At 58.3% G+C, this 23,231-nt stretch carries 21 protein-coding genes; 6 read left to right on the top strand and 15 right to left on the bottom strand.

The window, feature by feature from the left end; genetic code table 11:
- Nucleotides 1–10: 10 nt before the first annotated feature.
- The 8 genes from ACRBB0_RS24965 to ACRBB0_RS25000 form a co-directional block, all read right to left on the bottom strand.
- On the bottom strand, nt 11–421 hold the full coding sequence (locus ACRBB0_RS24965) for a universal stress protein (protein WP_431377192.1): 411 nt from the start codon (nt 419–421) through the stop codon (nt 11–13).
- 48 nt (nt 422–469) lie between these two features.
- Nucleotides 470–1,450, bottom strand: coding sequence for a zinc-dependent alcohol dehydrogenase (locus ACRBB0_RS24970; protein ID WP_431377193.1), 981 nt, complete (start codon nt 1,448–1,450; stop codon nt 470–472).
- Nucleotides 1,447–2,208, bottom strand: coding sequence for an SDR family NAD(P)-dependent oxidoreductase (locus tag ACRBB0_RS24975; protein WP_431377194.1), 762 nt, complete (start codon nt 2,206–2,208; stop codon nt 1,447–1,449). The genes ACRBB0_RS24970 and ACRBB0_RS24975 overlap by 4 nt, the downstream gene beginning before the upstream one ends.
- The gene (gene hisD / locus ACRBB0_RS24980; RefSeq protein WP_431377195.1) at nt 2,201–3,508 is read right to left on the bottom strand and encodes a histidinol dehydrogenase; all 1,308 of its coding nucleotides are present in this window, start codon (nt 3,506–3,508) and stop codon (nt 2,201–2,203) included. Before hisD ends, ACRBB0_RS24975 begins: the two co-directional genes overlap by 8 nt.
- A gap of 12 nt (nt 3,509–3,520) precedes the next feature.
- A complete protein-coding gene (locus ACRBB0_RS24985) occupies nt 3,521–4,849 on the bottom strand; it encodes a TRAP transporter large permease (protein ID WP_431377196.1) in 1,329 nt (442 codons plus the stop codon).
- Nucleotides 4,850–4,860: 11 nt separating this feature from the next.
- Complete coding sequence (locus ACRBB0_RS24990) at nt 4,861–5,373, bottom strand: TRAP transporter small permease (protein WP_431377197.1); 513 nt, start codon at nt 5,371–5,373, stop codon at nt 4,861–4,863.
- Nucleotides 5,374–5,477: 104 nt separating this feature from the next.
- A complete protein-coding gene (locus tag ACRBB0_RS24995; protein ID WP_431377198.1) occupies nt 5,478–6,623 on the bottom strand; it encodes a TRAP transporter substrate-binding protein in 1,146 nt (381 codons plus the stop codon).
- Nucleotides 6,624–6,644: 21 nt separating this feature from the next.
- On the bottom strand, nt 6,645–6,833 hold the full coding sequence (locus ACRBB0_RS25000; protein ID WP_431377199.1) for a hypothetical protein: 189 nt from the start codon (nt 6,831–6,833) through the stop codon (nt 6,645–6,647).
- 133 nt (nt 6,834–6,966) lie between these two features.
- Here ACRBB0_RS25000 and ACRBB0_RS25005 point away from each other — a divergent pair, with 133 nt between their 5' ends.
- A complete protein-coding gene (locus ACRBB0_RS25005; RefSeq protein ID WP_431377200.1) occupies nt 6,967–8,007 on the top strand; it encodes a LacI family DNA-binding transcriptional regulator in 1,041 nt (346 codons plus the stop codon).
- A 96-nt stretch (nt 8,008–8,103) separates the two neighbouring features.
- Here ACRBB0_RS25005 and rlmF read toward each other — a convergent pair whose 3' ends face one another.
- The 3 genes from rlmF to ACRBB0_RS25020 form a co-directional block, all read right to left on the bottom strand.
- A complete protein-coding gene (gene rlmF, locus ACRBB0_RS25010; protein WP_431377201.1) occupies nt 8,104–9,093 on the bottom strand; it encodes a 23S rRNA (adenine(1618)-N(6))-methyltransferase RlmF in 990 nt (329 codons plus the stop codon).
- A 169-nt stretch (nt 9,094–9,262) separates the two neighbouring features.
- The gene (locus ACRBB0_RS25015; RefSeq protein ID WP_431377202.1) at nt 9,263–10,033 is read right to left on the bottom strand and encodes a CPBP family intramembrane glutamic endopeptidase; all 771 of its coding nucleotides are present in this window, start codon (nt 10,031–10,033) and stop codon (nt 9,263–9,265) included.
- Complete coding sequence (locus tag ACRBB0_RS25020; protein ID WP_431377203.1) at nt 10,030–10,641, bottom strand: TetR/AcrR family transcriptional regulator; 612 nt, start codon at nt 10,639–10,641, stop codon at nt 10,030–10,032. Before ACRBB0_RS25020 ends, ACRBB0_RS25015 begins: the two co-directional genes overlap by 4 nt.
- A 474-nt stretch (nt 10,642–11,115) precedes the next feature.
- On the opposite strand from ACRBB0_RS25020, the gene ACRBB0_RS25025 reads away from it, so the two are divergent.
- Genes ACRBB0_RS25025 through ACRBB0_RS25035 form a run of 3 tightly spaced genes read left to right on the top strand, consistent with a single transcriptional unit; the run spans nt 11,116 to nt 15,399 of the window.
- Nucleotides 11,116–12,852 carry an NB-ARC domain-containing protein gene (locus ACRBB0_RS25025; protein WP_431377204.1) on the top strand — a complete coding sequence of 579 codons (1,737 nt, stop codon included), beginning with the start codon at nt 11,116–11,118 and terminating at the stop codon, nt 12,850–12,852.
- Nucleotides 12,849–13,955, top strand: coding sequence for a tetratricopeptide repeat protein (locus tag ACRBB0_RS25030; protein ID WP_431377205.1), 1,107 nt, complete (start codon nt 12,849–12,851; stop codon nt 13,953–13,955). Before ACRBB0_RS25025 ends, ACRBB0_RS25030 begins: the two co-directional genes overlap by 4 nt.
- Complete coding sequence (locus ACRBB0_RS25035; RefSeq protein WP_431377206.1) at nt 13,945–15,399, top strand: tetratricopeptide repeat protein; 1,455 nt, start codon at nt 13,945–13,947, stop codon at nt 15,397–15,399. Before ACRBB0_RS25030 ends, ACRBB0_RS25035 begins: the two co-directional genes overlap by 11 nt.
- 151 nt (nt 15,400–15,550) lie before the next feature.
- Here the strand turns inward: ACRBB0_RS25035 and ACRBB0_RS25040 are convergent, their stop codons facing one another.
- Nucleotides 15,551–16,138 carry a TetR/AcrR family transcriptional regulator gene (locus tag ACRBB0_RS25040; protein ID WP_431377207.1) on the bottom strand — a complete coding sequence of 196 codons (588 nt, stop codon included), beginning with the start codon at nt 16,136–16,138 and terminating at the stop codon, nt 15,551–15,553.
- A 113-nt stretch (nt 16,139–16,251) separates the two neighbouring features.
- Here ACRBB0_RS25040 and ACRBB0_RS25045 point away from each other — a divergent pair, with 113 nt between their 5' ends.
- Both ACRBB0_RS25045 and ACRBB0_RS25050 read left to right on the top strand, forming a co-directional pair.
- A complete protein-coding gene (locus ACRBB0_RS25045) occupies nt 16,252–16,569 on the top strand; it encodes a hypothetical protein (protein WP_431377208.1) in 318 nt (105 codons plus the stop codon).
- 117 nt (nt 16,570–16,686) lie between these two features.
- Nucleotides 16,687–17,985, top strand: coding sequence for a homoserine dehydrogenase (locus tag ACRBB0_RS25050; protein WP_431377209.1), 1,299 nt, complete (start codon nt 16,687–16,689; stop codon nt 17,983–17,985).
- Nucleotides 17,986–18,088: 103 nt separating this feature from the next.
- Here the strand turns inward: ACRBB0_RS25050 and ACRBB0_RS25055 are convergent, their stop codons facing one another.
- From ACRBB0_RS25055 to ACRBB0_RS25065, 3 genes are all read right to left on the bottom strand, one after another.
- Complete coding sequence (locus ACRBB0_RS25055) at nt 18,089–18,610, bottom strand: hypothetical protein (RefSeq protein ID WP_431377210.1); 522 nt, start codon at nt 18,608–18,610, stop codon at nt 18,089–18,091.
- 205 nt (nt 18,611–18,815) lie between these two features.
- The gene (locus tag ACRBB0_RS25060; RefSeq protein WP_431377211.1) at nt 18,816–19,646 is read right to left on the bottom strand and encodes an SHOCT domain-containing protein; all 831 of its coding nucleotides are present in this window, start codon (nt 19,644–19,646) and stop codon (nt 18,816–18,818) included.
- 168 nt (nt 19,647–19,814) lie between these two features.
- The gene (locus ACRBB0_RS25065; RefSeq protein WP_431377212.1) at nt 19,815–23,183 is read right to left on the bottom strand and encodes a DUF2126 domain-containing protein; all 3,369 of its coding nucleotides are present in this window, start codon (nt 23,181–23,183) and stop codon (nt 19,815–19,817) included.
- Between the last annotated feature and the right edge of the window lie 48 nt (nt 23,184–23,231).

Here is a 23,231-nt window from a genome sequence, read left to right on the forward strand (position 1 = left end):
CAGATAGGGATCAGGAACTTCGATAGACATGGACCGCGCAGGGGGCGTGGCGCACCACCCGAGCCGCCGTAGAACCCAAGAGATAGTCGCTCAGACCGGGCTTGTGCGAGCCAATCACGATACAGCCGATGTCGTTTTGGGCAGAGTAGTCGATGAGGGTTCGATAGATATGCCCTTGAACGAGAACGGTTTTAACACCGTCCAGATGGGCGGTTTTGTCGACCAGTATCTGGCGCGCCTGTGCGACCCCGCTCTGAACGACCTCATCGTCGAGATAGGCTCCTACCGAGCCTTGTACGGGTTCATGCACATGCACGGCGATGATCTGGCCGCCCGGATTGCAAAGGGCCCGCGCGATTTCAAGCGTGGAGGGGGACACCCCGTGATCAAGCGCCATGGCAACGAGAATCTTGTCGTACATTGTCTGTTTCCTCGGTGATGTGTTTCAGCGATCTGTTGCGATGATTTTTTAGGACCACGGGTCGAGCACGATTTTAGGGGCGGCGACACGGCCCAGACGCAGGTCACGAAAGGCATCGGCCCCAGCACTCAAGGGGCGTTGGTCGATCCAGTCAAGCGCGCCGAGGCGGTTCTCAAAAATCGCTTGTGCTGTGTCGCGAAAATCCTGTGCGGTATATGTGTATGTGCCGATAAAGGTGATTTCCTGAAGTGTCATCCGGCGGATATCGAGCCCGCCCGTATCGTCGCCCAACCCAACATGCACCACAACGCCACCGGGATCGGCGGCGGCGGAAGCCGTGGCGCGGGTGGCCGCATAGCCAACGGCGTCGATCACCAAAGGCCAGTGCATCTGCGCCGCCTCGCTCACCCTTTGCCCACAGCGTTCGGCAAGGAACGCGCGGCGCAACGCATTGGGTTCTTGAATGGTGACCTCTTCCACCCCCATCGCCCGGAGCGCCAAGGCGGCGGCGAGCCCGATAGCACCGCCACCAATCACCAGCGCCCGGCGGTCCATCGACGGGTGGAGCGCCTCAAGCCCAAGTCGCGCGGCGTGCCAGCTCACGGCCAGAGGTTCGGCCAAGGCCGCTTTGGCCAAGGGCACGTCTTTGGGAACGGTGACAAGGTTGCGCTCGGGCATGGCCACAAATTGCGCAAATGCGCCTTCGCGCGGGGGCATGGAAATGATCTGCCGTTCGGGGCAGAGGTTTTCACGGCCCGACAGGCAGGCAGTGCAGGTTCCACAGGTCACCAGCGGATTAAGTGTCACGCGGCGGCCAGCCTGTGGCCCGTCTTCGATGATCCCGGCGGCCTCGTGCCCGAGGATCAAAGGCGCCGGGCGGCGTGCATCATGCCCCAGATAGGCATGCATGTCTGAGCCACAAATCCCCACCGCGCGCAGGCGGATCAGATGTTCACCCGCTGCGGCGACGGGCATGGGCACATCGCGCCATTCCAAGGTTTCTTTGCCTTCATAGACCAAAGCTTTCATTTCGCCGTAAACCCTCCGTCGACCATCAAAACCTGCCCTGTCACATAGGCCGAGGCCTCTGAGCACAGGAACAAAAGCGGCCCATCCATGTCGTCCAGCCGCCCGTTTCGCCCGATGCAGGTTTGAGCGGCATTGCGGGCAGCGCGGCTGTCATCGTCAAAGACAGCCTGTGTGAGCTCGGTCGGAAAAAAGCCCGGACCAATCGCATTGGCGGTGATGCCATGCGGTGACCATGCCTCGGCCATGGCGCGGGTCAATTGGCCGATCCCGGCCTTGGACGCCCCATAGGCGATGCCACCGGGAAAGGCCCGCGTGGTTTGCAGGGAGGCAAACGTGACGATCCGGCCCCAGCCCTTGTCTTTCATCGCAGGAACAAGCGCTTGGCTGAGAAAGAATGGTGTGGACAGGTTCAGGGCAAGGGTTTGATCCCAGCCCGCTGCGGTGACATCATCGGCGGCCTGCCGGGTGTTCACCCCCGCAGCATGCACAAGAATATCGGGGGCACCAAAGGGGGTTACGATTGACGTACACAGGGTGTTCAAATGATCGCGGTCTGCGATATCAGCAGCGACAAAATCGGCGCTTGGCCCGATTTGGGCGGCGAGGTCGGCCAAGGCATCGGCGCGGCGGGCCACGGCCACCACCCGCGCCCCGGCGCTGGCAAGGGTCAAGGCGGCCTGCCGCCCCAACCCCGAGCTTGCGCCAGTGATGCAGGCCACTTTGCCGGTCAGGTCCAAAAGAGCGCGCGGGTCAGCCATTTGCAGTCAGATCGAAGGTTTCATCCGGGAAATATTTGGCCAGACGCACATCGGCGGCGCGGGCATGCCCTTCCATCCCTTCCAGGCGGGAAATCCGGGCGGTTGCCTCGGCCACGGCCTTGGAGCCTTCGCGGGTTGCGCGCTGCCAGGTGACGATCTTCATATATTTGTGCACCGATAAGCCGCCGGTATAGCTTGCTGCGCGCGAGGTGGGCAAAACATGGTTGGTGCCAGTCGCCTTGTCGCCATAGGAAACCGTGGTTTCTTCGCCCAGAAAAAGCGAGCCATAACAGGTGAGCCGAGCCAGCCACCAGTCGAGATCATCGGCCTGAACGGTCAGATGTTCGGGCGCGTATTCGTCAGAGCAGGCGGCCATTTCTTCGCGATCCGAACACAAGATGACTTCGGCATAATCGCGCCATGCGGCAAAGGCATTTTCGCGGTTCACCTCAGGAAGCGCGTCGATCAGAGTGGGCACCAAGGCCATAACGTCCTGGGCCAGCGTGCGATCATCGGTGACCAGCCAGACGGGGGAATTGTAGCCATGCTCAGCCTGGCTCACCAGATCTGTTGCCACGATATGGGCGTCGGCGCTTTTGTCAGCCAAAACAAGGCTATCGGTGGGGCCTGCAATCATGTCGATGCCAACGCGGCCAAAGAGAATGCGCTTGGCTTCGGCGACAAATTGATTGCCGGGGCCGACCAGAATATTTGCCTTGGGCAGACCAAAGAGGCCAAAGGTCATGGAGGCAACGCCCTGAACCCCGCCCATGGCCAAAATCTTATCCGCGCCGCAAATATGGGCCGCATAAACAATCGCCGGAGCAACGCCCACGCCCGGACGGGGGGGCGAACAGGCGGTGATATGGCGACACCCGGCGACTTTGGCGGTGGTCACGGTCATGATCGCGCTGGCGATATGACTATAGCGACCACCGGGCACATAACAGCCCGCGGCATCCACAGGGATGACCTTTTGACCGGTCACAAACCCCGGAGTGATTTCGGTTTCGACATCGCTGACGGTGCTTTTTTGCAATTCGGCAAAGCGGCGCACATTGTCATGGGCGAACTGGATGTCCTGACGGAGCTTTTCGGGCACCAAAGCGCAGGCCTCTGCGATCTCTTGCTCGGTCAACAAAACATTGCCGTCATATTTGTCGAATTTGGCGGTGTATTCCAAGGCGCTTGCATCGCCACCTTGTTCGATATCGTCCAGAATCCCTTTGACGACCGCGTGGGTTTTGGACGCGTCTGACTTGGATGTGAGAGAAGCCTGCTTAAGGTATTCGCGTGTCATTGCAGGAGGATCCTATTTATAGATGTCTGGAAGAAGGGTTGTTGATATCGCGGGGATGTAAGCGATCAGCAGCACCACGATCAGCATGGTCAAAACAAAGGGCACGGCGCGGGCGGCGATCTTGAGGATCGACTCTCCGGTGATGCCAGAGACCACAAACAGGTTGAGGCCAAGAGGCGGTGTGATGAAGCCAACGCCCAAGGCGGTGATCATCATGATGCAGAACTGAATTTCGTTCATGCCGATATTGTCCGCCAAGGGTTTGAGGATCGGCGCAAGGATCACGATATTGGGGGTGGTTTCCATCACACAGCCCGCCGCAATCAGAATACCGATCATCAAGAGGATCAGCACATAAGGATCATCGGTGAGACCGGTGACAGCCGTAACGAACCCCTGCGGAACACCCATGATCGCCAGGGCTTCGGCCAGAGGGGCAGAGAAGGCGATGATCGGCAGGATCACCCCGTTCACCTTGGCCGAGCTGACCAGCATGGCCGGAAAGTCGGAAAACCTGAGCGTGCCAAGGATGAACCCCATGGCGATTGTGACCACAACGGCGGTTGCACCCGCTTCGGTTGGGGTGAGCCGGCCTGAGAAGATGCCGTAAAAGATGATGCCGGGGACGATAAAGGCATACCAGCCGGATTTCAGCGATTTGCCAAGGTTGGTCGACCATTCTGCAACGCTAAGATTGCCACCGGTCTCATAGCTGTAGAGGCGGTTCATGATGATGTTGGTGACCAAGATCGAAACCAGAATGGCAATGCCGGGAACCAGCGCGGCCAGGAACAGGGTCGAGGCGGAAATTCCCAGCACAAGGCCGATGATGATATAGGCTATCGAGGGCGGGATCAGGATGCCGGTGCAGGCCCCCGCCGCCACCAGGGCGCAGGCATAGGGCCGTGGATAGCCGCTTTCGACCAGCCGAGCGATTGTCATGCGACCAACCGCGGCGGCGCCTGCTGCGTCCGACCCTGAAATCGCGGCGAACATGCCACAGACCAGAACCGTGGCCGAACCAAAGCCGCCTTTTGTCCAACAGGTCAGGGCTTCGGCCACATCGAGGAATTTTCGGCTCAGACCGGTGCGGACCAGAACATCGCCGGTCAGGATGAACAGGGGCACAGCCGTCAGGGCAAAGGCATCAATCCCGGTAAACAGGCTTTCGCCGATGGCACTGAGGGGCAGATCGCCGGACATGACAAGCATGGTGATTGCGGCGGCACCAATGGCGGCCCAGACGGGCACCGCCATGGCGATCAGGCCGACAAAAAGCAGCACGGGAAGATAGAAATCCCATCCCAATTCAACAGTTTGATTGACTTGTTGCCAAAGCATTGTCGGCCTCCTTAATCAAACAGCTTGTCGCCTTCGAAGACGGGGGTGCCGTCTCGAAGGGTGCGCAGATCGCGCCACAAGGATTGCAACAAGCGCCAGATCATCAGGGCAAAGCCCAAAGGCACCGACATCAGGAACCAGACCATCGAAATACGCAGGCCGTGGCTCACTGAGCCGAACTTGGCCGAGACGAGGACCGTCTCAAAGGACCAATAAAGCGCGACCAGCGCGACGACGAACATGACCAGATCACCGAATATGTAGAACAGTGCTTTGGTGCGCGGGCCAAAGTAATGCAGGATGACGTCAATTCGGATATGGGCCCGCTCTTTGACCGCCGCCGCAGCACCGATCCAAGCGAGGTAGATAAAGGAATATCGGACAATCTCTTCGCCCCAGATCGAGGAATAGGCGAACAGCTCTCGCCGGATGACTTCGATTGCCATGGTGATGACCAGCATCACGTAAAAGGTCAAAAGCAACCAGCGTTCGGCGTTTTTGTCGATCTTTTGCAAGATGTTCATGGGGAGCCTTGAGTGTTGCGCAGGCCGCGGTCGCCGCTCAAACGGCATGTGTGGCGCGCGTGTGAAAAAGGTGAGCGCCCTGTGCGACGCTCACCCGTGGGTCATCAGGCGTCGTGCACGTAGTATTTGCCTTGGGTGCTGGCGGCTTCTTCCATTTTGGCGAAGTTATCCATCGATCCGGCCAGCTCTGTTTTGAACGAGTCCCATTCGGAGCGCTGATAGCCCCCCGCGTCTTTCCATTCGCCAAGCTGATCGTCGCTCAGGGAGTGGAATTGGACACCAGCCTTGGCCAGTTCGGACATGGCATAGCTGCGCGCCGAGGGAACCTTGGCAAGGTTCTGGTGCCCGGTCATTTCTGAGCCCCACATGATCCCGTCCTGAACGTCCGCAGGAAGCCCGTTGAACCACTCAAGGTTACAAGAGAACACCTGACTGTCGGGGACCGCTTGGGTGAAGGTGACATGGCTCAGGATGTCTTTGAAGCCAAAGACATAGAGCGCGCCAACCGAGGGGTCCAAGGCATCTGCGACACCCTGTTTGATCGCAGAGGGGGTTTCGCCCCAGGCAACAGGTGTCGGATTTGCGCCGACCATACGGTAGTATTGCTGAAGCATTTTCGAACCGGGCACACGGAATTTGACCCCAGCCATATCGCCGGGCGTCAGCACAGCGTTTCCGCCTTTGCGCACGGCCACAACACGGGGGTCGATATTGATATAGAACAACGCCTTAAAGCCGTTTTCTTCAACCTTGGGTTCGACGTTTGATTTCCAAAAATCGGAGGTCACCAAATTGGTGAACCGTTGGTTAGAGCCACAAAGATAGGGCATGTTGATCAAATCAACCGTCGAGGCAAAGGGCGCGAAATTGGACAAGGAGTGCTGCGCCGCCTGAATGGTGCCGCCCTGAACCTTTTGCACAAGCGCCCCGCCTGCACCCAGCTGACCACCGGGCGCCAGTTTCACATAGACCTTGCCGTTGGTTGCGTTCTGGATGTTTTCTTTCAGATCCAGCTGCATGATCGGATAGCTGCGCGATGCGCCCAGAACATAGGCCGTGGCCACGGTCATCACATGATCCGCTGCTGCCTCGCGCTCTTTTTCTTCACGTGCCGTTTGGGCGACGGCTTCGGTTGACCACAGCATGCCGCCGGCCCCCACCACCATGGCTGCGGTAAAGGCACCGCTTGCACTAAGCTTTAAAAAGTTGCGCCTTTCGGCGGACTTCAACCCGGTTGTGTCGTTCGTCATAGTTTCCTCCCACTGGATGTTTCAGCCGTCTTCTTTGTTTTTCTTTTCGTCGGCTTCTTTTTTGAGAATTGCGACGACGAACAGGATCGAGGCCGCAAACAAAACCAACATTTCGCCCACATCTCCGAGAAAGGCACGATCAGCAAAAGCGCCCAACGCGACATTGGCGAAGAAGAGGGCAAAGACGAGGATCGAGGCGATGAGGGACATCAAGCACTCCTGAGTGAATCGGTTTCATGACATTTGTAAGCGCTTACATTTCAAATGCAAGCGCTTACATTGATGAGTGGCCTTCGGGTGATTTTGTGATAAGGATACTGGTATTGGAGCGGAAAACGAGAAAATGGGAAAAAACCGGACATCACCTACACTTAGCGATGTCGCCAAGGAAGCCGGGGTTTCGACGGCAACCGTATCGCGTTGCTTGAATTCTCCAGATCAAGTTGTGGCAAAAACCCGCGAACGTGTTTTGCAGGCGGTTGAAATGCTTGGTTACACGCCCAATTTCGCAGCGCGTGTGATGGCGGCCAAACGGTCTTTTACCATCGGTGCGATTATTCCAACCATGGACAATGCCATCTTTGCGCGCGGGCTACAGGCCTTTCAAGATGAGCTGCGCGACCATGGCTATACGCTGCTTGTGTCAAGCTCGGCTTACAAACCTGATATTGAGGAAGAACAGATACGATCCCTGTTGGCGCGGGGGGCCGATGGGTTGCTGTTGATCGGGCATGAGCGGGGCGCGCATATTTACGAATATTTGGACCGTCATCAGGTCCCAGCTTTGGTGGCCTGGTCCTACTTGCCCGAGGCGCGGCAGCCTTCGGTCGGGTTTAACAACCGCGAGGCCATGTCCGAACTGGCGCAATGTGTGTTGGATGCGGGGCATCGGCGGATTGCGATGATATCTGGGCTGACGGATGGAAATGATCGGGCTTTTAACCGTGTTCAGGGCGTCAAAGATGCGTTGATCGCAAATGGTTTTGAGCTTGATGCGCTGACGTTGATTGAAACCCCATATGGCATTGAACAGGGGGCCCAGGCCTTTGGCGATTTGATGGCGTTAAGTCCTCGGCCCACGGCTGTGATGTGTGGCAATGATGTTTTGGCGGCAGGGGCGCTGCGCGAGGCTAAGCGGCTTGGCATTGCCGTTCCCGATCAGGTGTCGGTCACCGGCTTTGATGACATCGAACTGGCCGAGATTGTCAGCCCTTCGCTGACAACGGTGCATGTTCCGCACCGTAAGATGGGGCGCAAGGCAGCGGCCGAACTGATCGCTATGGTGGAGGGCACGTCCAAGGGACGCTCTGTTTGTATTGAAACGCATGTGGTGACGCGGTCGTCGTTGGCCAATGTGGAAAGACAATCTGACGAGTTGGCGTGAAAGCCGGACGGGTTATGCCGGCCTGCTTTTGTGGTGTTGCCCTCTGATGGCAAGGGGGCTGTTGCGATACGGGCCAAACCGGTTTTGTATTTGGTTTTACTTGGCCTGAACAGTTTTGGCCTGAAGAGTTTTGGCCTGAAGAGTTTTGGCCTGAAGAGTTTTGGTCTGAAGAGTTTTGGTCTGAATCGCGCGTTGTTTTTTCGTCTTGAACGTCCAAGCAATAAACCGGCTGGTTTTTTGCCCCTGAGCCATGTCGACAACCTTATAATCGGCAACCCGCGCTTTTTTCAGAATCCGAGCGAGCGGTTGCAGGTTGTCCTTTTTCGACACCAAAGAGGTGAACCACAGGCCGTGTTCGGCGAATTCCGCGCTTTGTTCAATCATGCGCGCGACAAAGCCGATTTCACCGCCGGGGCACCAAAGCTCGGCGTTTTGGCCGCCAAAGTTAAGCTTCTTTGACTTCCCTTTGCCGAGGTTTGCCCATTTACGCTGGGTGCCTTTTTGCGCCTGTTCCTTGGAGGCATGAAAAGGCGGGTTGCACATGGTGACGTGGAAAAAGTCATTGGCTTTGATCACGCCACGAAAGATATTTTCCGGCTCAACCTGGTGCCTCAGGGGGATTTTTAACGCGTTGGCGTCACATATTTTCTGGGCGGATGTGAGGGCACGGGCATCAATTTCGACGCCCGTGAAGCTCCAGCCATATTCGCTCTGACCGGTGAGAGGGTACACCAAGCTGGCCCCTGTGCCGATGTCCAGGGCCTGGATGTGCGGGCCGCGGGGTATTTTCTGAGCGTTGCCGTCAGAGAGCAAGTCGGCGAGGTAATGGATATAATCAACGCGTCCGGGAATTGGCGGGCACAGGTAACCGGCCGGGATGTCCCAATCGTCAATGTTATAATGCGTCTTTAAGAGAGCCCGATTGAGCATGCGGACCGCCGCGACGTCTTTAAAATCAATCGTCGTCTGACCGCGTGGATTGCGGATCGTAAAGGCCTCAAGCGCGGGGGTCTGCGCGACCAAGCGTGCAAAATCGTACCCGTCTGAGTGTTGATTGCGGGGGTGCAGCTTGGAATTGGTGGCCATGAGGGACGCCTTTGGTATAAGTTTGTGGACGTCATGCGCCAGCCGGTTTGAAGGTTTTAGGCCCTTAGACGCAAATAGTAAAATAGGGAGCGGGGCAGATTGGACATCGCGGCACAAGCGCAAATTTACGCTCGTCAAACTCAGTCTGATTGCCAGTCGCGGGCCGCGCCTAGAACGCGATCCCCCGCAGCCCGATTTGCCCGGTTCGGGCATAGACCAGTCCGATCGCCGCCAGCGACAGCACCAGATACAGCCAGAGGCTTGAGCTGAACCAGGCGTTTGGATCCCGGAACCCCGCAAATATCGCCAGATTGGCCGCGAGGTTCACGCTCAGGTGGATGAGGATTGCAGGCAAAATTGAGCCGCCCGACATCGTGTGAGCTGCCCCAATGATGACGGCATAACACATCACATGGCCCGCAAAGAGCGGCATCGCGATCTGCGCATGCGGGGAGTCAATGGCCCAAAGCGGAAGGTGCCAGACACACCAGATAACGCCAATAATCAGCGACGCTTCAAGCCATCCAATCCGACTGTTGAGATGGTCTTGAAAATATCCGCGCCAGCCGAGCTCTTCGCCAAGCGGGCCCAGGATCAAGTTGAAGAGGATCAGTGTGGCCAGCAGACCGATGCCAAGGGGCGTGGTTTCCTCCGGCGCAAAGGGACGCAGCGCGAAGAGCAAAACCAATGGGGCGACAACCAAGGCCCAAACGGCCATGGGGATGGTCGAAACGCTCACCGCCCGGCCCAGCAGCTCTATCAGCTGTCCGTCGCGCAGGCTCAGCAGGATCGCCGCAAGCGACGGTCCCCACACCATGAGCATCCAAACCGGCAGACCCAGAGCGCTTTGCGGAGAGCGCGCGGCGGGAAGGGCAAGGATGCAGGCAAACCCAGCCAGAGAAATCGCGAATGTCAGCGCAAGAAAGGGCAGGGGTATCAAGGTTGGGTTGCTCTCTTTTTGAGGTCTGCGATGATCGGTGCAAGTTCTTTGGGTGAGGCCAGAAGGGGGGCCAGAGCCTCTAGTGATGTGGCGGCAAACCCCGCTGATTGCGCGCCTGACCACTGACCCAGTATTTCGCGCCGGTTGATATGCGCGCTGATGGTCACAAAAAGCTCGGCCACATGTTCGGGGTTGGTGCCCTCTTGGACGTCATTCGTGATCCTGTCGCTCAGGACCCCGGTGAGAAGGGACGAAAACGCCGTGTCCAATGCCGAGAGATAGTCGCGCTTTTCGGCGGGTGTATTGAGGGCCGCCGCAAGACCGGGATCGTTGCCAAGATGGCGTGACCCGGCCAAAAGCAAGGCGGGGATCGGAGAGGTGTCCTTGGAGGTCATCGCATCGGCAAGGGACGCCACTTCGCCCGCGACCAGCGCATCGAGTACGGCGCGCTTGTTTGCAAAGTGGTGATAGAGCCCGCCACGTGAAATCCCACAGGCAAGACGGATGTCTTCCATTTCCGTGCTTGTCAGACCCTTTTCTGTGATCAGCTGACGGGCCGTCTTCAGAATTGTGTCTCGTCTGTCGGATTTGGAAAGGCGTGTTCGCATACAGCTTACTACCGACATGTGTCGGTAATGTCAATTCATGCCCAGAAACACAGCCCAGAAGCCCCGGCCAGCGACTCCGGCCAGAAGCCCCGGCCAGAAAAACTGCGCGGGCGCTATGGATTTTGTGGACGGGCCAGAACCGCGTCGGAGGCCGGGCGGACGATGAGCATTTTCCGCCCTCGTTGGGGGGCGAGGTTGGACGCGGCAGAGCGCCAAAGCTCGTCCTCGCGGCTGTGAGGGGATTGGGCGCTGTCGTGCGACGGATATGCAGAGGCGAGAGGCGGGGGCGAGAGGCGGGGCGAGAGGTGGGGGCGGAAAACGAGTAAGACGGGCCGGAAAAATGGGCGGAGACGGCGGGACAGGAGCGGTGCCCTGCCGCTCACAAGAGCGATGCAATGAACTTGTGGCAGGCCCCCACACTCAATGATAGCGTGTTATCAATCCCAGAGATTCAAGCCACCTTTAACAGAGGCAATGGTTAGGCTGATCATGACCCATCAGGACAACAACACTCGCACAATGGCACAGGGCTCGGTCAATCGCTTTACCTATGGCTATGCTATCACAAGCCTTGTGGCCCTCGTCGCGATGCCGCTGTTTGGCTGGTGGATTACAGGAGCAGGGGGCGCATTGGCGGCGCTCGTTCTCGTCTTGGTTGGAATCCTTTTGACCCGTGGTTTGTTCCTGTCAGCAGAGCATTCCTGGGTCAGAATTGTGACCCTGTGCATGGCAACAGTGACGGTGTCCGCACTGGCCTTTTTCTCAGGTATACCGGTGATCCTCCAGACGCTTGAAGGGTGGCGGGCGGCGACAAACTGCGATGTTGAAGCGGCTTGGGTGTGCCATCTGCCGGCGCTGAGCGTTCCTAGTCCTGCGGAGCAATGGGCCTTGTTCCTGATTATTGTCATGTTCGCGGCGGGCCTGTCTTGGTTGGCCTACAAGCGCTCGGTGCAAGCGACGCAGGTGGCGTTTGCAGGATCAGACGCTGATGCGACAGTGTCCCTTGCATCAACCCTTGCCAAACTGGCGGCTACTCCGACACTGAGTGCAGGCGAACAAGCCGCCTTGGGCGATGGTATTCGCCAAGGCTCGATTGTCTTCACAGAGGGTGCACGGGCTGAGGTGACAAAGATGCCCCTGAGCATCGGCACAGAGTCACAAGAATATGCGAATTTATCCCACATGTGGCTGCAATCCGAGACTGATCAAATCTGGACCGCACCAACACCCCCCAAAGATTTTGTCGGGCGAGAAACGCAACTCAGAGAGCTCGTCGCGCCGATTGTTGTTGGTGACATCGGGACAGTTTGCACCCTTCACGGAATGGGCGGGATCGGAAAGACCACGCTTGCCGCGCTTGTGGCTCAAAAGGCAGCACCCGCCTTTCCTGATGGAACCATTTGGCTGGACTTGAAGGGCATTCGCCAGACATTTGCGCTCAGCCCTGAGGAGGCTCTGGCCCGAGTGATCCGGCGCTTGGATCGTGCCACTATCGTCCCGGACGACGGTGATGACCGCGAGGCTTTGTTCCGCTCGATCTTGGCACGCCGCAAGTGTTTGATCATCGCCGATGACGCCCGAGATTCAGCGCAAGTCAAAGCCCTTATCCCCCCAGGCCGCAATGTTTTGCTTGTCACGTCGCGCAAACGCCTGAGTCTGGATGGTGCCATCGGCATCAGTGTCCCGCTTCTGGATGAGGCAGACGCCTTGACCTTGCTTGCACAGATGATCGCCGGTCGCACAGAGCCGATGTCCAAGGCAGACCAGCAGGCAATTGTTTCATTCTGCGGGAGACTTCCGCTCGCGGTTAGGGCGGCGGGTGCGTTTCTCAGTGCAAACCGCGATTGGAGCGGCCAGGACTACGTCACAGTGCTGCGACACAGATCGGAGCGATTTGAGGCTCTGGCTTCTGACGACCTTGAGCGGGACGTGCGTGTTGTGTTGGGCCTCAGTCACGATCGTTTGCTTGAGGAAACCCCCCTAAAGGCGCAGCGTTGGCGGTTTTTGTCCGTCGTTCCAAGCCATTTTGATGTTATGGCGGCAGCGGCGATTTGGGAGTGTGGCGTTGATGACGCCAAGCAAACGCTCTCGGAACTCACACGATTGGCGATGCTTGAATACGACCCCGTCAGCAGCCGATATCGGTTTCATGACCTCATGCGGGACCTTGCCGAAGAAGAGTTTGAGAAGCGCGAAACAGGTTCGGCATGACGGAAAGAAATCTGGCGCAATTTCGATTTGCTCGGCATTGCAAAGACAAGCTGGAAGCTTTGAATTCCGCCTATCTGGATGGCGGTGACGCGGCGGCGACGGCCTTGGCAACCTTTGATGCGGATCGGGACAACATAGAAGCTGCTCTCCGTTCTGCAGGTGAGATCGCGCAGGCAGATGCCGATTGGAATGCGCTAGTCTCAGAGTTTGCGGATGCGAGCATGCATATTATGTTGGTTCGGCAAACTCCGACCGAAAGATTGACGACCTTCCAGCATCAGATCAGAGCGAGCCGGATTTTGGCAGATACCGAGGCCGAGGGGCGCGCCTTGTGCAACGCGGCGCTGTGCCACGAAGCCCTTGGACAGCGCCGCGTGGCCTTGCAGGAGTTGCAGGACGCAGAGGAGCTTCAAAGGCGGTGCAAGAACGACCGCGGACTGGCCATTGTCCTGCAGAATATCGCGCTGACGCTGACGGGCTTGGGGGACGAACAATCGGCACAGTCCAAGTTTAAGCAGGCGCTGGATCTGGCGCGATCAGTGGATGATCGCGCCACTCAGGCGTCAATCTTGGCCAATCTTGGGACCTCCTACGCCAAAACCCAGGAGTTTGATCGCGCCCGAGAATGTTGGCAAAATGCGCTTGTGCTTGAACAAGAGCGTCAGCACAGGTTTGGCATGGCCAACGCGCTGGGCAATCTTGGGTTATTGGCGGGCTTTCAGGGCGCGCATGACAAGGCGCTGCAACTCCACCAATCCGCGCTGGATTTGCATACAGCGCTCGGACATCAGACCGGGATCGCCTATGCTCATTCGAACATTGCCGCCTGTTATAGTTCACTTGACGAGATGGAGAAGGCTGAGGGCCATTTCGCCAAAGCCATTGAGGTGCATCGGTTTTATGGTGATCTGTCCGCCTTGGCGGTCACCTACTACAACTTAGCTCTGTTAAGAGAAAAGGCAGATGATCACGCAGGTGCCGCCCAATCCGCACAGGAGGCGCTGCGGTTGTTTGAAAAGGTTGATGATCCCCGCAAAGACAGTGCTGAGGCCTTGATCCATCGGCTTGCTCAAGGGCGGGACGGGGGGGCGCATGCGCCCTAAACATGACCCTGCACTGTCCAAATCCCAAAACGAACGCGCCCAGGCACAATTGCGCTTCGCGGCGCATTACCTTGGTCTTTTGCAGGGGTATGGCCAACGCGTTTACGACGACGATTTCGATGACGGTGCGCGGGTTCTTTATGACCTGAACGCCGAAAACATAGAGGCCGCCTTGTTTTGGATCGCCGGTGCTCAAGAGATGCCAGAGAGACGACGCGATCTATCCGTCCAATTTGGGGGGATGGGGGCCAATATTCTGCACGAACGCATGACCATCGACCAGCGTCGGTACCTGTATTCTCAGTTTCTCGAAAACGCACGGGGGGCTCAGAACGTGCAGGTCACTGCCATCTTGGTTGACCTGTTGGGATTGGAAGAATTCGCGGCTGGGAACTGGTCTCGGGCCGAGGAATGCCATCTTGAAGCCATCAGGCTGACCCACCAGCTCAACACCCCTGAGCGGACAATCGGTGTCTGGGGGCATCTTGGGATCGTCCACGAAGCGCAGGGGCAGTTTGATCAAGCCCGCTCGGATTTTAGCAAGCAACATAGGCTGGCACGAGAGGCCGGGGATCTTCGGCAGGAAGGTGCTGCCATAGGCAATCTTGCGGTTCTCGATTTTGAAGCGGGCAATTTTGAGCGCAGTTTGGAGCGGCATCGCACGTCATATGCGCTGCATGCGCAGGTTGGCCATCGCGATGGGATGTTGCGCGCGTTGAACGGCATCGGCAACGCCGCGTCGGAAATTGGAGAGTTTGAAACGGCCGAGGAGGCCTATTTGGCCCTCATCCATGAGGAGGTGGTTCAAACCGACAAAGACACGTTGAGTGCTGCAAAAAACGGCCTGGGCCGTTTGTACCAGCTTGCCGATCGCCCAGACGAGTCCATCACGCTGTTGCGTGAAGGGATTCAGTTGACGGAAGAGCTTGGGGATCGTCGTGGTCAAGGCGCTTGCCTCACAAACCTCGCCAATGTGTTGCTTGCAACGGGGCAACCGGAAGAGGCGTTTCTGGCCATCCAGAAAAGGTTGAAAATCGCACAAGACATGGACGATCATTGGGGCATCGCTGTCGCTCTGGAGGCCAGGGGGCGCACGCATATCGAGCTGCAAAACACTGAGCTTGCCCTTGGCGATCTGCAAAAGGCTGAAGTGGCGTGGCAGGCCCTGACCAACGACCGGTCACGGGTGATTGCCATGCTGCATCAGGGTGTGGCGCAGGCCCGTGTCGGGATGTGGGCTGAGGCCGTTGGGCATTTCGAGCGGGCGTTGCAAGCGGCAACGGACAAAGGTTTTGACGTGCTGGTTCGAAGTGCGTCGAAACATCTTGAGACCGTACATACGGCTCAGGCGCAAGACAATCACCCGCCGGGCGACAGCGGTTTCAGGGTCTTGTCTTGGCTCAGGATGAAGTGTGGCCGGATGTTTGGGATTTTCCGCAAATAGGAGCAGGCCTAAAATACGGCACTGAGAGCGGCCATGAATGCCGTTTGAATATTGTCGGTGTTATGTTTGGCAGATTGGAGGGTGTAAGTGATTTCAGGGGCTTAGGCCCGTGCTGAAGGGGCCCGATGGGCCGATTTTGGCCTTGGAGCTGTTAGGCCGCGACGGCTTTGCGGGTCATGTTCCAATAGAGGTCTGCGACTTCGGCAGGCGAGAGAGCACCGCTGGGGCGATACCAAGTGGTGATACCGGTCAGCATGGCGATCAGGGCGCGGGTGGTGACTTTTGGGTCGGGCACGTCGAAGACCAGTTCGGTCTGGCCTGAGATCAGGATGGCTTCGAGGTGGTCTTCGTAAGCGCGGCGCAGGGCTTCGATGGTCGCGAAGTTCTCGGGGCTGAGATTGCGCAACTCCATATAGGCGATGAAGATTTCATCGGCGCGGCCCATATGGAAGTTGATGTGAAAATCAACAAAGTTGTGTAGCCGGGTCATGGCATCGCCGCTTGTCACCCGAGAGGCGCAAGCCTCGAGAAGTTCGTCCATGTGCTGTTTCATCAGCGAGAACAGCAAGTCCTGTTTGTCAGGGGTATAATTATAGAGCGCCCCGGCCTGAACACCGACGTCGCGGGCGATTTGGCGCATGGAGACAGCGGCGTAACCGTGTTCCGCAAAGAGTTTAAGCGCCACGGCGCGGATGCGTGGGCCGGTGATTTGCGAATGGGAACCTTGGGTACGTGCCATGGGGGGATATTATCTGAACGGACGTTCAGAGCAAGGCGAATGCTTGCCGATTGTGCAAAGGCTTGGGGCGGAGGGCTGTTGCGGGCGCGGCGCGGTTGCGGCATGAGTAAGGGATGAGCATTGTGATGCGCGTGGGCGCCTTGATCGTGATTGGCCTGTTGGCAGGATGTGCCGAGTTTCCTGAGTTGGAAGCCGGAGAGACACCGGGTGTGGCCAATGCCCCCTATCCCAAATTGGTGCCCTTGGAGACCCTGTTGGTGGCGGATGCGCCGGTGGCGACGGTTGAAATGGTCGGACAGGTTGAGGGGCGGGCCGGTGGCTTGCGCGCGCGCGCAGCGCGGCTACAGACGATGCGGGTCGGGTCGGGCGCGGGGATTGCGCAGCGTGTGGCACGGTTGCGCCAAAAAGCTGCACAATTAAGAGCACAGTAACCACGCCCGGGTGATGAAGGGGCGATCAAGGGGCAGTTGGCGTTGCACCTGACCTAAACTGGCGCTAAGGCGGCTGATATAATTTGCATTTCGATCGCATCCAGAAGGAGCTTCCACATGTCCGATCCAAAACCCAGCCCATTGCGTCTTGGTATTGCCGGTCTTGGGACGGTCGGGGCCGGTGTGGTCAAGATCGTGCGTCAAAAGGCCGAGCTGTTGGCACAACGCGGCGGACGCCCTGTGGTGGTGACGGCGGTATCAGCGCGCAACCGTGACAAGGATCGCGGTGTGTCGCTGAGCGATTACGCTTGGGAAGACGATCCTGTGGCCTTGGCGCTGCGCGATGATGTTGACGTTTTCGTGGAGTTGATGGGCGGCAGTGACGGCCCGGCCAAAGCCGCGACCGAAGCGGCGCTGAAGGCGGGCAAAGACGTTGTGACCGCCAATAAAGCGATGCTGGCCCATCACGGGCAGGATTTGGCCGAACTGGCCGAAGCCCATGGGGCGGTGCTGCGTTTTGAGGCCGCGGTTGCAGGCGGTATTCCGATCATCAAATCTCTGACCGAGGGCCTTGCTGGCAACGAGATTGAGCGGGTGATGGGGGTGATGAACGGCACCTGCAACTATATCCTGACCCGGATGGAAGATGGGGGCCTGTCCTATGATGAAGCCTTTGCCGAGGCAGATGGGCTTGGCTATCTTGAGGCGGATCCAAATCTGGACGTGGGCGGCATTGATGCGGGGCACAAACTGTCGCTGATTGCGGCGATTGCCTTTGGAACGCAGGTGAATTTTGACGCGGTTGAGCTTGAGGGTATCGGCTGTGTCACCATCGAAGACATTCGGCAGGCGGCCGATATGGGGTATCGGATCAAATTGTTGGGGGTTACCCGTTACACCCGCCGTGGGCTGGAACAGACCATGACCCCCTGCCTTGTTCCGGCGACGTCCCCTTTGGGGCAGTTGCAGGGCGGCACCAATATGGTCGTCGTGGAAGGCGATCAGGTTGGACAGATTGTGCTGCGCGGCGCAGGTGCGGGCGAAGGCCCGACTGCAAGCGCGGTGATGGGCGATGTGATGGATATTGCGCGCGGGTTACGGATTACCACCTTTGGCCAACCGGCAAGCACTTTGCGCGCGGCGACCCCCGCCAAAGCCACCGTTGCTGCGCCCTATTACTTGCGCATGGCGCTGCAGGACAAGCCCGGCGCGATGGCCAAAGTTGCCGCCGTTTTGGGCGAGGCAGGCGTGTCGATCGACCGGATGCGTCAGTATAGCCACCAAGACGCGTCGGCTCCCGTGCTGATCGTCACCCATAAAACCACGCGCGTCGCGCTGGATGATGCGCTGGGCGCGTTGCCCAAGACCGGTGTCATGGCAAGCGAACCTGTGGCGTTGCGGATCGAAGAAGTCTGATTGCGGCGCATTTTGCGGGACATTCGGCGCGCGATCTGTTTGCAGGCAGAGCGCGCCCTGCACTTAAGAGCGCCATATGCCTCAAACTACTCGGTTTGTGCGCTCACTTGCTGACCTGAGGCCTGCGGTTCCAATTCTCAGGAGTTGACCAACTTGCCCCAACAGGGGCGACAAAGCAGGGGCGCTCAAACGTCAGGAGCCGCGCGGCGGTTGCGCCATAATCCCAAAGTTCGAGGGTGACGGTACAACGATCCGTTTGCGCTTGCGAATGGTCCTGTAGCGCGTCGTCGAGATGGAGCACGATGCTGCCATGTGGCGGGACGATGCTTTGTTCGGGGTCCAGAATGCGCACACCCTCTTTGTGGCCAGCGCTGTCTGATTGATCTTCATAGTCGCGTTTTATCCGCACTGGCCCCACAAAGGCCGAGCGCGTGCCGTCATTGCGCAACAAGAAGGTGAATTGCGATGGGTCCGATGAGGCGTCGTTAACGGTGACATCCGAGATTTGGCCAAGGGGCAAATAAACCCAAAGCGCGCTGGCACCGGCCAGAGTGGACAGGCCAGAGTGGATAGGGCGGTAATGAGGCTGGCGATCTCTTTGATTGAGCCGGTAAAACGCGCCCAAAGCCCCTTGGGTTTATCAGCGAGAACTGTCTGGCAGCGATGGCATTTCTTGGCCTTGGACGGGATATCCATCAGGCAATAGGGGCATTGGGTCAGCGCGGTCACGGCAAAATCTCACATTTAAAACGGACAAAATATGAGAACAGTCTACCAAAAATGCGATGCTTTGTCTTGAGCGCCGACGTGATGAACGCGCGTGGACCGGATCAGAGACGGGCGAGCAATTCGGCCTTTTTGTAAGAGAATTCGTCCTCGGACAGCGCACCAGCGTCGCGAAGACGGGCGAGACCTTCGATTGTGCTGAGAATCTCAGCCGTTTGGTCAGGATGTGCGGTTGTCGCCATGTCATTTGCGACCGGGTCATTTGCGACCGGGGCCATATCCCGCTGGGCGGCGGGAGCGGCATATTCCGGCGCGGCAGGGGCCGGGGATTCTTGGGATTCCGGAATGGGGTCCTGAACTGGGGCAGGGCTGGGAGAGGTGTCGGCAAGCGGGAAAGAGGACAGGGCGAATTGACCAAACTGGCTTGAGACTGAGACGCCAAAATAGGGGTCACCGCCGCCGGATTGTTGTTGGCTAAAGCCGCCAATATTGTGGTCACCGGTGTCCAAAATGGTCAAAGGACGTCCGTCGCCATGATCATAAGCGATGCGGCGGGATTGCGGAAAATAGGCATAGCGGGCCTGATTTTGCCCACCCGTAGATGCGGGGAGGCCAAGCCCATCAGGCCACCAGCTTCCGCCGCTAATATCTTGAACTGTTTCAAAGAACTGTGTGAGCCCCATCGCGTTGGCAAGTTCGCTGCACAGGCTGGAAACGGTGTTTTGCAAACCGTGGTTGAACATATCGCCAACCATGGTCATGCCGCCCGCCATCCATTGGCCAGAGCCGCCAAGTTCGGGGACGTTGAATTGTGCCATGCTGCCACCGCCATTTGAAACGGCGCGGGCCATATGTTCAACGGCAGGTTCGGAGAGGCCATAGCGCCGGGCGATATCGGAGACACATGCGGCTCCTGCGGCAGTCAGCTTAGACATTTGGGCTTCCTTAATGGCGGGCGGCACACAAGGGGTGCGGCACACCGAGGTGTTGAATGTGAACTTGGCGCAATAGGGGCTTTGTTGAGGAGGGGGGCGGGCCTGTCAAGCATAGCTGGAACATGGCCGCTATGCGTTGGGGTGCTCAACAGGCCCGCCGCCCGGTTTTTAAACGAACCGCAAGTCAGTGGTCCAGTATTGGTGCGGATTCGCACGAGGTTGGATCGGGTTGAAGCCAAGCGGGGTATGTTGCCCCGCGACAAACCGCACGCGACGGCGGCCTTCGGCTTCTAGGTCATTCACCGGCCGGGTTTCATGGGCGCGCCCCCCTTGGTGCGCAACATGATAGGTCAGCCCGCCGACCGAACGCCCGACGGTCTTGTCGTAGACGTCAAACACCAGAGGGGCGTGGGCCGGAATGGTCGGATGCAGGGAAGACCATGGTTGCCAACTGCGGAAGCGAATACCAGCGCCGCGCAGATCGGGGCCGTAATCGCGCAAGGGGACTTCGACCTGATTGCAGGTGAGGACATAGCGATCAGACCAAGCTCCTTCGACGGTAAGTTCGACCCGTTCTAACGAGCTATCGACATAGCGCGAGGTGCCGCCTGCGGTGCTTTCTTCCCCCAAAACCAGCCAGGGTTCGATGGCATTGCGCAGGCTGAGGGTGAGGCCTTCTACCTCGACGCGGCCCACTTCTGGGAAGCGGAATTCGAACTGGGCGTCGTACCAATCGGGGCGGAAAGGGAAGCCATGGGCGGTGGACAGATCGGCCAGAACCTCTTTGAAATCGGACCAGACATGATGCGGGAGCAGGTGTTTGTCATGCAGGTCGCTTTTCCAGTCGATCAGTGGCTCGGTATAGGGTTTTTCCCAGAACCAAGCCAATAGCGCGCGGATCACCAGCGACTGAGCCATCGACATCTGCCAATGCGGCGGCATTTCAAAGCCGCGGAATTCCACCAGACCAAGGCGCCCTGTTGGGCTATCGGGTGAGAACATCTTGTCGATGCAAATCTCGGCGCGGTGGGTGTTGCCGGTCAGATCGGTGAGCAAATGGCGCAGGATGCGGTCAGACAACCAGGGGAAACCCTGGCCGGAATCCTGCATGCGTTGCAGCTCGGCCAGGGCGATTTCCATCTCATAGACGTTGCCAGACCGGCCCTCGTCAAAGCGCGGGGCCTGTGAGGTTGGGCCGATAAACGTGCCAGAAAACAGATAGGACAGCGACGGGTGGCGTTGCCAATAGCGGATCACCGAGGCGGCAAGATCGGGACGGCGCAGGAAGGGGCTGTCGCTTGGGGTTTGACCGCCGACAACGATGTGATTGCCGCCACCAGACCCGGTGAGTCTCCCATCAACCATAAAGGTAAAGCTGTCGAGACCACATTGGCGCGCCTCTTCATAAAGAGCGGCGGTGATTTCGCGCAATCCGCCCCAATTGGAAGCCGGGTGAATGTTGACCTCGATCACGCCGGGGTCCGGGGTGACGCGGATCACGTTGATTGACGGATCGCGGGGTGGTTCATAGCCTTCGACACGCACGGCAAGGCCCATCTCTTCGGCGGTGTCTTCGGCGGCTTCGATCAGATCAAGGTATTCATCTGCCGAACCGGTTGGTGGCATAAAGATGTGCAAAATCCCGTCGCGGACTTCAACGGTGAGCGCGGTGCGGATGGGCATGCCCTCGGACCACAAGGTTTGACCGCCTTCGATCCAATCATCAGAGCTCACCACATCGCGCAGCCAATAATCGGCGTCGTAATCCTGCGCTGGGCCGGTGGCCCCGGTAAAGGGGGATTGTTGCAGATGGCGCGGCGCGGGGGGCGGACGGCGGGTCATGGGATCGCGCACAAAGGGCTTTTCGATCCGGGTGCGCCGGCCTTTCTTGTCCTTTTCGCTTTTGCGCAGGGTGGCAAGCGGCAGACGCAGACCGGCCGGGCTGTCGCCGGGGGTCAAAAACAGTTTGCCGCGCCGGGTTGTCCAACGCTCGGACGCCCAGCGGAACCGACGCTTGCCAGCGGCCTTGGCCTGGGCCAGTTGCAGCGGAATCGCAAAGCTGGAAGGCTCGGTCAGACCGTTGTTCATCATCCGAATAAGGCGGGCGCGCTCTTGGGGGTCAGAAAGCTCACTGTCTTCGGCGGTGACATTTTCGGGCAAGAGCGCCTCGGTGCCGATGAAATGCATCGGGTCTTCGTAGATGTCGTGAACGAAATCATCCTCAAGCCCGAGATTTTCGGCCAGTTTGGCGGCGAAATCGCTGGCGGTTTCGGCGGTGGCGGTGCCCGTGCCTTCTTTGGCGATCAGATCGACATTGGACCAAAGCGGCTGTCCGTCGCCACGCCAGATGATGGAATAGGCCCAACGGGGCAGGGCCTCGCCGGGGTACCATTTGCCTTGGCCGTGATGCAGCACGCCATGGGGGGCGAACCGGGTTTGCAGGCGGCGCAACAGATCGTCTGCATAGGCCTGTTTGGTGGGGCCAACCGCGTCGGTTGTCCATTCCGCTCCGTCACGATCATCAGCCGAAATAAAGGTGGGTTCGCCGCCCATAGTCAGGCGCATGTCCTGAGATTTGAGTTTTGTCTCAATGGTTTCCCCGGCGCGGTCGATCTCGGCCCATTGTTCAGGAGACAGGGGGCGAGTGACACGCGGGGGTTCGGCGATGCGCTGAACCGACATCTCAAACCCAAAGGTGACCTCGGCCTTGTCATGGGCTCCGGTGATCGCGGCGGCAGAGCTTGGCTCGGGCGTGGCGGCGAGCGGAATATGCCCTTCGCCTGCAAATAGCCCGGATGTTGCATCCATTCCGACCCAACCGGCACCAGGCAGATAGACCTCGGCCCAGGCGTGCAAGTCGGTGAAATCTTCGGTGGGGCCTGCGGGGCCGGTGATTGGTTTTTGATCGGCAGTCAATTGAATGAGGTAGCCAGACACAAAGCGCGCTGCATACCCATAGTGGCGGAATAAGGCGACCAAAAGCCAAGCGCTATCGCGGCACGAACCCAGCGCTTTCTTGATGGTTTCGGTTGGGCGTTGCACCCCCGGTTCCATCCGAATTGTGTATTGAATGGCGTCGGCCACATATTGGTTCAGCGCCACAAGCCAGTTGTTTGTATCCCCGGTTTGCGGCGGTGCTTTGGCGACAAATTCTTCGAACAGAGGACCGCGCGCGATTTTCTTGAGATAGGGGCGCAGATCTTTGATCAGGGCCTTGTCATAGAGAAAGGGAACCTGGTCTGCAGAGGCGTCCAGAAAGAAATCAAACGGATTAATCGCAACCATATCGGCGACCAAATCCACCGTGACCGATAGCTCACGGGTTGGCTCAGGAAAGACCAGCCGCGCCTGCCAATTTGAAAAAGCGTCTTGTTGCCAGTTGATAAAATGTTCTTTTGGCTCAACAGTTAGACTGTAGCTTTTGATCGGTGTTCGGGCATGAGGTGTTGGCCGCAAGCGGACCACATGGGGCGCCAAATTGACCAACCGATCGTAAGAGTAGGTGGTCTTGTGAGAAAGTGCCACTTTAATAGACATAGGAGTATTTTTTCCTCATTTAATTGCCGCCTGAGGCTTGGTTTCGTC

The organism is Pelagimonas sp., from assembly GCF_050633425.1.
Lineage (GTDB): Bacteria > Pseudomonadota > Alphaproteobacteria > Rhodobacterales > Rhodobacteraceae > Pelagimonas.

Bases quoted from the DNA above. Each gene is read 5' to 3' on its own strand.
- ACRBB0_RS24965 (WP_431377192.1), bottom strand. From the start codon at position 421: ATGTACGACAAGATTCTCGTTGCCATGGCGCTTGATCACGGGGTGTCC.
- ACRBB0_RS24970 (WP_431377193.1), bottom strand. From the start codon at position 1,450: ATGAAAGCTTTGGTCTATGAAGGCAAAGAAACCTTGGAATGGCGCGAT.
- ACRBB0_RS24975 (WP_431377194.1), bottom strand. From the start codon at position 2,208: ATGGCTGACCCGCGCGCTCTTTTGGACCTGACCGGCAAAGTGGCCTGC.
- hisD (WP_431377195.1), bottom strand. From the start codon at position 3,508: ATGACACGCGAATACCTTAAGCAGGCTTCTCTCACATCCAAGTCAGAC.
- ACRBB0_RS24985 (WP_431377196.1), bottom strand. From the start codon at position 4,849: ATGCTTTGGCAACAAGTCAATCAAACTGTTGAATTGGGATGGGATTTC.
- ACRBB0_RS24990 (WP_431377197.1), bottom strand. From the start codon at position 5,373: ATGAACATCTTGCAAAAGATCGACAAAAACGCCGAACGCTGGTTGCTT.
- ACRBB0_RS24995 (WP_431377198.1), bottom strand. From the start codon at position 6,623: ATGACGAACGACACAACCGGGTTGAAGTCCGCCGAAAGGCGCAACTTT.
- ACRBB0_RS25000 (WP_431377199.1), bottom strand. From the start codon at position 6,833: ATGTCCCTCATCGCCTCGATCCTCGTCTTTGCCCTCTTCTTCGCCAAT.
- ACRBB0_RS25005 (WP_431377200.1), top strand. From the start codon at position 6,967: ATGGGAAAAAACCGGACATCACCTACACTTAGCGATGTCGCCAAGGAA.
- rlmF (WP_431377201.1), bottom strand. From the start codon at position 9,093: ATGGCCACCAATTCCAAGCTGCACCCCCGCAATCAACACTCAGACGGG.
- ACRBB0_RS25020 (WP_431377203.1), bottom strand. From the start codon at position 10,641: ATGCGAACACGCCTTTCCAAATCCGACAGACGAGACACAATTCTGAAG.
- ACRBB0_RS25025 (WP_431377204.1), top strand. From the start codon at position 11,116: ATGGTTAGGCTGATCATGACCCATCAGGACAACAACACTCGCACAATG.
- ACRBB0_RS25030 (WP_431377205.1), top strand. From the start codon at position 12,849: ATGACGGAAAGAAATCTGGCGCAATTTCGATTTGCTCGGCATTGCAAA.
- ACRBB0_RS25035 (WP_431377206.1), top strand. From the start codon at position 13,945: ATGCGCCCTAAACATGACCCTGCACTGTCCAAATCCCAAAACGAACGC.
- ACRBB0_RS25040 (WP_431377207.1), bottom strand. From the start codon at position 16,138: ATGGCACGTACCCAAGGTTCCCATTCGCAAATCACCGGCCCACGCATC.
- ACRBB0_RS25045 (WP_431377208.1), top strand. From the start codon at position 16,252: ATGAGCATTGTGATGCGCGTGGGCGCCTTGATCGTGATTGGCCTGTTG.
- ACRBB0_RS25050 (WP_431377209.1), top strand. From the start codon at position 16,687: ATGTCCGATCCAAAACCCAGCCCATTGCGTCTTGGTATTGCCGGTCTT.
- ACRBB0_RS25060 (WP_431377211.1), bottom strand. From the start codon at position 19,646: ATGTCTAAGCTGACTGCCGCAGGAGCCGCATGTGTCTCCGATATCGCC.
- ACRBB0_RS25065 (WP_431377212.1), bottom strand. From the start codon at position 23,183: ATGTCTATTAAAGTGGCACTTTCTCACAAGACCACCTACTCTTACGAT.